The organism is Microcystis sp. LE19-10.1B, from assembly GCF_027530565.1.
GTDB lineage: Bacteria > Cyanobacteriota > Cyanobacteriia > Cyanobacteriales > Microcystaceae > Microcystis > Microcystis aeruginosa.
Map to the genome: position 1 here is coordinate 1 of NZ_JAPZQM010000300.1, position 8,254 is coordinate 8,254.

General features: G+C 42.7%; 7 protein-coding genes and 2 pseudogenes. 2 read left to right on the top strand and 7 right to left on the bottom strand.

Going from position 1 to position 8,254, the window contains the following annotated elements; translation table 11 throughout:
* The 6 genes from O9332_RS10695 to O9332_RS10720 all read right to left on the bottom strand — a co-directional run.
* A partial coding sequence (locus O9332_RS10695) for an SUMF1/EgtB/PvdO family nonheme iron enzyme (protein ID WP_288025412.1) occupies nt 1-2,298 on the bottom strand: 2,298 nt, incomplete at its 3' end.
* 470 nt (nt 2,299-2,768) lie between these two features.
* Nucleotides 2,769-3,131 (bottom strand): FitA-like ribbon-helix-helix domain-containing protein, encoded by a 363-nt coding sequence (locus O9332_RS10700; RefSeq protein WP_288025414.1) that lies wholly within the window; start codon nt 3,129-3,131, stop codon nt 2,769-2,771.
* A 318-nt stretch (nt 3,132-3,449) separates the two neighbouring features.
* Entirely contained in the window at nt 3,450-4,208 is a 759-nt protein-coding gene (locus tag O9332_RS10705; protein ID WP_045356219.1) for a PP2C family serine/threonine-protein phosphatase, read from the bottom strand.
* Between the two features lie 13 nt (nt 4,209-4,221).
* A complete protein-coding gene (locus O9332_RS10710) occupies nt 4,222-4,878 on the bottom strand; it encodes a vWA domain-containing protein (protein WP_288025417.1) in 657 nt (218 codons plus the stop codon).
* A gap of 409 nt (nt 4,879-5,287) precedes the next feature.
* On the bottom strand, nt 5,288-5,629 hold the full coding sequence (locus O9332_RS10715) for a thioredoxin family protein (RefSeq protein ID WP_147071683.1): 342 nt from the start codon (nt 5,627-5,629) through the stop codon (nt 5,288-5,290).
* An 88-nt stretch (nt 5,630-5,717) separates the two neighbouring features.
* Nucleotides 5,718-6,419 carry an NnrU family protein gene (locus O9332_RS10720; RefSeq protein ID WP_288025420.1) on the bottom strand — a complete coding sequence of 234 codons (702 nt, stop codon included), beginning with the start codon at nt 6,417-6,419 and terminating at the stop codon, nt 5,718-5,720.
* Between the two features lie 187 nt (nt 6,420-6,606).
* Here O9332_RS10720 and O9332_RS10725 point away from each other — a divergent pair, with 187 nt between their 5' ends.
* Nucleotides 6,607-6,906, top strand: coding sequence for a (2Fe-2S) ferredoxin domain-containing protein (locus O9332_RS10725; RefSeq protein WP_079207412.1), 300 nt, complete (start codon nt 6,607-6,609; stop codon nt 6,904-6,906).
* A 90-nt stretch (nt 6,907-6,996) separates the two neighbouring features.
* Nucleotides 6,997-7,609, top strand: a pseudogene (locus tag O9332_RS10730) (RNA-guided endonuclease TnpB family protein); the annotation flags it as partial.
* 526 nt (nt 7,610-8,135) lie between these two features.
* On the opposite strand, the pseudogene O9332_RS10735 reads toward O9332_RS10730, so the two are convergent.
* Nucleotides 8,136-8,254 (bottom strand): annotated as a pseudogene (locus O9332_RS10735) (IS5/IS1182 family transposase); the annotation flags it as partial.

An 8,254-nucleotide genomic window follows, 5' to 3' on the forward strand; every position in this document is an offset into this window, starting at 1 on the left:
CCAAGCGTAATCTTCTAACTGATTAGCATCATCACCGAAATAATAGCGAGTAGTGGTCCCCGCACGACAGGCATATTCCCATTCCGCTTCTGTCGGTAGGCGATAGGTTTTCCCGGTTATTTGACTCAATTTCTGACAAAAGGCTTGAGCGTCATGCCAACTAACCATTTCTACCGGATTTTGGGGATTGTTTTTAAAATGAGAGGGATTTGTTCCCATTACTGCTTGATATTGTGCCTGAGTAATTGGATATTTACCAATCGCAAAACTATTTACTTTAACTAGGTGTTGAGGCTTTTCCTTATACGAAGCATCGGGACCACTGTCAGGAGATCCCATGAGAAATTGACCTGCTAGTAAGCCTACCATCTCCAGTGTTATTCCCTTGGATATTTTTTCGGTAAATGGAGTTAGCTTTGCTGGGGGAGGTGGTGGCGAAGAGGGCGCTGGAGGCGCTACTTTAGGTGACGGTGTAGGTGTTACAGTAGCGACAGGTAACTGTGTAGATGTCACATTGGGGACGCACACAACCCGAAACCCGCCGCTGTAGCCGTAGCTGCTGCGATACGCGGAACGGCAATTCCCGGGATCGTCGTCCCAAGAGCCGCCACGTACTATGTGAAAATTATTATCAGTTGTTAGCCACGCACTGCCATCCTTTGGCGCATTCTGATAGCTATTATGCAAATCGTCTTCGCGCCACTCCCAAACATTGCCACTCATGTCATATAGTCCCCAAGCATTGGGCTTTTTCTGGCCAACAGGATGAGTTGTATTCTGAGAATTTCCCCTATACCAAGCGTAATCTCCTAACTGATTAGCATCATCACCAAAATAAAAGCGAGTGGTTGTCCCCGCACGACAAGCATATTCCCATTCCGCTTCTGTCGGAAGGCGATAAGTTTTGCCTGTTATTTGACTCAATTTATTACAAAAAGCTTGAGCGTCATCCCAGCGAACCTGTTCTACCGGATTTTGCGGATTATTTTGAAAGCAATTCCTCTTTTGAAAATAAGAGGGATTGGTTCCCATTATCGCTTCATATTGTGCCTGAGTCACTGGATATTTCCCAATAGCAAAACTGTTTACTTTAACTTGGTGTTGAGGCTTTTCAAAACTTTCAGCATCGGGATCACTGTCAGGAGAGCCCATGAGAAATTGACCTGCTGGTAAGCCTACCATCTCCAGTTTTAGTCCATTGGGTAGGTTTTCGGTGAAGTTTGTCAGTGGAGTTGGCGCTACTTTAGGTGACGGTGTAGATGTCACATTAGCGATACTTTTCCCTGGAAAAATATCAAAATTTAAATCACTAGATCGCTCACACCAATAACACTTTCCGTAACTGCGGTTGTAGTAATGATTATCAATTTTGCCACAGCGTATAACCTCTTTTAGTGCAGCTTCCAAAGTACCGCGCCATTCCTCAGCCGTCGGTCGTCTGTCGGGGAATTTATGTCCCTCATTGAAACAGCGCAAAAATAAGGCGTGTAAGTCGCGATGTAAAATATTTAATGGGATTGTCGTATTACTAGGTACAACCAATTTATCACCAGAAAAAGGCCAGAGTCCCCGTCGAATTAGTTCCGACTGTTCCAGGGAATCTCCTGCTCCTTGCCACAATCCCCGAAACGGCGGCCCGCTAAATAATAGATAATAAATAACAACTCCTAATCGAAAGCGATCATGCACTTCTGTTTGATCTACATCCGCTATATTCACTCCGATTAATTCCGCCGGTGTAAATCCTTCTGAGCCAACTAAACACCGATATATTTTACCGCTATAGGGATCTGATACTTGAAATGAATCTGTGTCAATAATTGTAGGTAACGCCCGATTATTCACTAAGATATTTTCTAGCTTGATGTCTCCCAAAACATAACCTTTAGCGTGAATTGCTTGGATAATAGCGGCTATATTCCGCGCTACTACATGAAGAAAATACCAATTAGCTTCTAACTTGTCTTGTCTTCTTAACTTGGGCGTACAAAGCTTTAATAATGTTTCTGAACCCACCACTTCTGGCATTAAAAAACCAGCGACTTTTCCCTGGTTATCTTCCAAGATAGAATAGGGCCAAGCGAAGGAAATATGGTTAAGATGAGCATTAGGATCCCCAGGCCGATTTCTCACCATTAACTGTAATTTATCAACCCTTTCATTATGGGGATTGTGGTAGATTTTCGCTAAGTACCCATTAAAGTTAGTGTGCCATACTTTCGCTTCGCCACTGTTCGCCAGTTCTTGCGTCAGTGTAATCCAGCGATTCTGTAGTTGACAGCGATAAGTTAAAGACATCAAAAAATCTCCGAGTATTTGTGCTGTTCAGAAAAATTTATCTAGTCGTTTCTAATAAGTTAGATATAAGGAGCGGGTTATAATTAAATTGCAGAGAGATTTTGGGTTCGATCCCCCCTTCCCCCCTTAATAAGGGGGGTGCCGATCCCCCCTGCCCCCCTTGATAAGGGGGGTGCCGATCCCCCCTGCCCCCCTTGATAAGGGGGGTGCCGATAGGCGGGGGGATCCCCCCTGCCCCCCTTGATAAGGGGGGTGCCTGACAACTTTTAACACCTACCTACTTATTATAAGTGTGAGCATCTTGCTCACTTACTAATAATATTAAGTAGCTGGTTATAATTAAATTAAAAATGGATTTTGCCTTTAATCCCCCCTTGATCCCCCCTTGATAAGGTAGGGTTGATTCATGAATCAACCCTACCCTTGATAACGGGGGTGTCTGATAATTTTTAACGCCTACCTACTTAGTATCAATCAAATACTGGTTTGGCTGTGTCATCTTGAACGCGATCGAAGTCTGAATCGTTGCCAACGTTGGGAATCTGGCATAGCACCTCTGCTAGGGATTTTCGTTGCGGTTGCAGCAAGGCTTTTTCTAAGATTTGGCGGTGTTCGGCTTCGGCACTGATCCCGTGTTGGCTGGCTCGCTTTTTGAGAGCTTTGACGATGGCTTCATCGATATTGCGGACGATTAAATCTGCCATAGGTTGTATAGTTAATTGCTGCTTTGATGTCGAAAAAGATACTGTTTCTTGGGTAAGGAATTCATCACCTAACGGCGGAATATCAGAATAATCGATATTCTCATCCGTCATCGCATCAATTCTCTTCAAGTCGCTTTTGATAGATTTTTTGCTCACGATTGTTTTACCTAGGAACGCTATGATCCAGAAACCCGGTTTCTTAAACCCCTCAGCCTTAGTCCCATCGTAGGTTGGGTTGAACGATAGTGAAACCCAACACTTTTTAATAATTGAGTTGGGTTTCGTTCCTCAACCCAACCTACAGATTACTTTTGATAGATTTTCTGCTCACGATTGTTTGAGGTAGATTCGTTAATATTAGGTCCCAAGGTAGCACCTTGACACAAGGGATCAAAAATTTCGATCCAGAAACCGGGTTTGTCAAACAAACCCGGTTTCTTAAACCCCTCAGTTTCTTAAACAAAAAGCTAGGAGTAAGGTTTTATCATCGGTTGTTAACTTATTTAAATCCTCCCGCTCTAAAAATTCTTTGAGATCTTCCTGCAATGGCGTTTCTGTCTGTTGTAAATATTCCTCTAATGGCTGAAAAAAAGGCGGAAAAGGCTGCCAATTTTTATAATCGATCGATACCTTTTCCACTCCATCTGTCGCCACACAAATAAAGGCAACTGGCTCGGTTAAAACTTTTATTTGCATATCCTCCAAAGCATTACTAGAAATAACAAAAGTGGTTTCATTGATGTATTCCCCCTTGTCAGGCTGCAACAATAACTGATAATTTCCACCCAGAGGTTTGAAGACAATAAAACCATCTCCTATCTGCATCGCCGCTAACCGTTTTGAAGTAACCAAAACAACCAGTAAAGTTGTCGCTAGATCATTAATGTCTAACTGTTCTTTTTCGGTTTCTTCTTGGAGAATTTGCTGAACATAAGCCAACAGTCGCCGGAATATTTCCTCTAATTCTGCTTCAGTTTCAGTTGCCGCAAATGCTGTTTTTTTGAGATTTTCCTCTAAAAATTGCAGCGCTGCTTTAACTGTTATTTTCGCCCCCAAATCCGAACGTTTGGCACTACCGGCCCCATCGGCCACGGCTCCAATCAAAACATCCTGACCCAATAATTTATAAGCACCATAATCTTGACAGGGTAATCCCCCTTGCACATGAAAACTACCGATTACCGATTGACACAACGTTCTCCACATAATTAACTGTCCTCTAGGTGGTAATTTGTCCCCAATTCACTGGTGGTAAATCGATCGCCTCTCCAATTTTACCACCAGAAACTCGTTTCATTGAGTTACTTAACCACTGAAATAAATCCCGAAAATCTAACCCATTGAGTAACACGGGGGGATTATTAGAAATCTGTTTGAGCTTCTCCATATCGGCCCCCTGAACACCTACAGAAAAAAATAAAACCCGATTTTCTGCTTCTCCTTGTTTTACCCGTTGCGCCGCCAGATTCCATTGATCCGTAGGCGCACCATCAGTAATTAAAAATATCCAGGGACGATAATATTGGATACCATAACTTTTATAAATCGCCTTACGATCTTCGATTAAATCTAAGGCCAATTCAATCGCTTTTCCCATCGGAGTTAAGTCTCCTGCGGTTAAAGTAGGTGGCGTAAATTGGTCAATCCCGACAAAATCTTGCACGGTTTTAACCCCTCCATTACCAAAGGTAACAATGGCGGTTTCTACACTCAACGTCGCTTGGGTATCCCGCATCACATCCTGCTGAAAGGTTTTGATACCATCATTGAGAGCCTTAATCGGTTCCCCTGACATTGAACCAGAGGTATCTAGTAGTAATACCACAGGACAGCGATTTTCCTGATTTTCGACAAATTCAGCCACACCAATCGGCATTTTTTGCAAGCCTCCTAATTTTTTGAACTGGGGGAACTATGGGTATCTTAGGAATTGGGATTATCTACTTTTTGTCCTATTATATTATCTCTGCCAGTCCCATCAGAAAAGATATCTTTCCCTTAAGCAGGCAGGTGTTAAAAGTTGTCAGACACCCCCCTTATTAAGGGGGATCCCCCCGCCTATCGGCACCCCCCTTATCAAGGGGGGCAGGGGGGATCGGCACCCCCCTTATCAAGGGGGAGCCCCCCGCCTATCGGCACCCCCCTTATCAAGGGGGAGCCCCCCGCCTATCGGCACCCCCCTTATCAAGGGGGAGCCCCCCGCCTATCGGCACCCCCCTTATTAAGGGGGGATTAAGGGGGGATCGAACCCAAAATATATCTTCAATTTAATTATAACCAGCTACTTAAGCTGAACGCAGGATTTGATTTTTGACTATTAGTCGCAGGGTTTGTTGCAATTCCTCGCGACTGTGAATTTCCTCCAGACGGTGAACTGGAACACCTTGATCGAAGAGAATTAAAGTAGGCAGACTACGCAGACGAAAACTATTAGCTAACTTAAAATTCTCATCGGCATTGACACCGACTAATTGAATCGCACCTTGACAGTCATTTTGCCAAGAACAGAGGGTGGGTTGGATTAAACGACACAAACCACACCAAGGAGCCCAAAAATACACGAGGACCGGACGAGAAGACTCTAAAACTAGCTTAGGGAAGCTCTTTTCGTTGACAGATAGCATCATGTCTAAACCGATTTTATAAAAACTTAATTTTGATATGGCAACCATTCTACACCAATCGGGATCAATAAGAAAGGGGTTGGGAGCAAAATCACCAATAAATTTTACTTGTTGCTTGTATTAGCCAAGGATGCGCCCACCAGAGGAGTAAAATAAACCCTGTTACTCCTAGATAGGCCGGACGAAGGAATTCTTGCCATTTTAGGCTTTGCCGACCATCGATAATCGCTAAAAAGGGAATCACCGAGGTGCGTTCTTTGATCTTTAAAAATGCCTCTCCGTAACGGTCTTCTAACCGGCGATCGCCATGCCAGACGGCGAAAAGATGATGGGCAATTAAACCTAGGGAAGTCAATAGGGTAAAGCTTGTCCCTAACCAGAGGGTGTGAGCAATACACCAGATCACCTGTCCTACCATCTGGGGATGACGGGTAACGCGCAGGATGCCGGTTTCGTAGAGATGAACCTGCGGTTTTTGGATAGCGGCGATCTCCAGCAGGTTAAAAGTGGCAGGATAGAGAAAGAAAAAAGAAATGGCCGAAAGTATCCAAACTAGGGTTTTTACTCCGGTTACTCCCTGTACTTGCCAGAGAAGCAAACCATCATAACGATGATTGAAGAAATAAACTACTAAAATTACCGCTAGAGGGATACTCACAAGGGCAAATAATACCCGATACAGTCGCGCACCGATGATAGCTTCTCCCCCCATTCGTAAACTGGCTAATCCGCTATGGGCGACGGCAAAACCCAGTAATAAACCTAACATGACCCAATGACTAGCGAATGCCACTTTTACCCTCTTGATTGACTAAATTTTTCTCCGAATTCTATTTTAAAGATTGATGGTTAATTTTTCGCCCCCTTTTTTTTGTATTGCCAGTATCGGGGATTCGGGGCAAAATAAAAGTATGCTTCCTCAAAGCGACCCCCAAGAATATACCCGAGGAACTATCTAATTTTGCAACTTTTTAGATAATATGTCTTATCCCCAAAAGCGATTTGTGATGGTCTGTCAGCATTCTTCCTGTTTGGTACAGGGTGCGTCGGAGCTTCTTTTAGCTTGGCAAACGGCAGCTCTCCCAGAAGATGTCATCGTTATGACCAGTGGTTGTCAAGGACAGTGTAGCACTAGCCCCACGGTGAGAATTATTCCCGAGGAAACTTGGTACTGTCGTGTTAAACCAGAGGATGTCAATCAGATTGTCGAAGAACATTTAAAAAACGGTCAACCGGTTGAGCGTTTACTCCATCCACCCATTCACGCTCAATGGCAGTAAACTTGATCATCAATTTTTAAGTGATGCTTCACAATAGTCTTTTGCTCCTAGGTTAACCCCTTTGAGTGCCTGTGATTTCAGCTTAGTCTATTGTCTATGAGCGACTTAAAAATTCCCACAGCCAAGAGAGAAATAATTGCCGTGATAATTGTCCCCAAAAGTAGCTGTTATGTCATGAAAATAGTATATGAAAGACGGTTGTAAACCACAGATAAACAACAGATAAGCTGGTGTAGATTTAGGAGTTAATAACTTAATGGCTGTAACTACAAATCAAACAGGTGTAGCCCCTCTTTTGATCAATGGCAGACCCTTAAAAGCGATTAACACCTTCTACAATAAACAACGTTCCCGCTTGCAATCTCAACTGAAACCCCGAAATAATCTCCCCTCATCTAAGAGATTGATATTCCTCACCCATCAACGAAACTGTCGAGGAGAAAATTACCTACACACAGCCAGCAAAAGAGTAATAGATTGCTGTATTATTCATCAAATAGGGACGTTAATAATTGGGCATAATGAGCGCATGAAACAATCTCTTAATCTAGGAAAAAGAAATACTCAACAATTGGTCAATATTCCTCATTATAGATTAATAAAAATGTTAACCTATAAAGCTCAATTAAAAGGAATAAAAGTCATAATAACCGAAGAATCCTCTACCTCACAATCGAGTGCCTTAGATAGGGATGAGTTACCTAAATATGGTTATTAAAAACTGATTATTTATTCTCCGTTTTGCATGAGTGCCTCTTGCATGAGTGCCTGTCCTGATATGTAGCCTATACTCAAAGGATTTAGTATGAGTTAACTAAATATGGTGAAGAAAAACCATTATTTAAGGGAAAAAGGTTAGCTAGGGGACTTGATAAAATGGGAACAAATCAGTTGTTAAATGCCGATGTCAATGGGGCATTTAACATCATTAGAAAAGTAATTCCTGATGTCATTGACCAGGGAATAAAGGGTTTGCCGTTTAACCCGCTCCGTGCTTGACCCACTACGAATGAATAAGCTTTCAGACTTTTAAGTAAGGCTTGCTGAATAATGGTAAAACCCTTTTAAAATAAGGCTTTTGACCTGTTAAAATCCGATGTTAGTGCTGCGAAAATAGGATTGGAACCTTCAAAAACCTGCCATTATCCTTATTATAGTACATACACTGGTACAAAGAAAGAGGGTAACAAAGCCTGAAACGACCGGCTACTAGACCTCCTGCAAAAGTCTTATTCAGCTACTTGATGATAGCCTAAAGCAAGTTCATAGTTGTAAATGCCAGCGATTAAATTAAATCTCAGACCAAAACGCCGTCTCCGATTCCTATATCTTGATGATAAAATTCTAA

Bases quoted from the DNA above. Each gene is read 5' to 3' on its own strand.
- O9332_RS10705 (WP_045356219.1), bottom strand. From the start codon at position 4,208: ATGTGGAGAACGTTGTGTCAATCGGTAATCGGTAGTTTTCATGTGCAA.
- O9332_RS10710 (WP_288025417.1), bottom strand. From the start codon at position 4,878: ATGCCGATTGGTGTGGCTGAATTTGTCGAAAATCAGGAAAATCGCTGT.
- O9332_RS10715 (WP_147071683.1), bottom strand. From the start codon at position 5,629: ATGATGCTATCTGTCAACGAAAAGAGCTTCCCTAAGCTAGTTTTAGAG.
- O9332_RS10725 (WP_079207412.1), top strand. From the start codon at position 6,607: ATGTCTTATCCCCAAAAGCGATTTGTGATGGTCTGTCAGCATTCTTCC.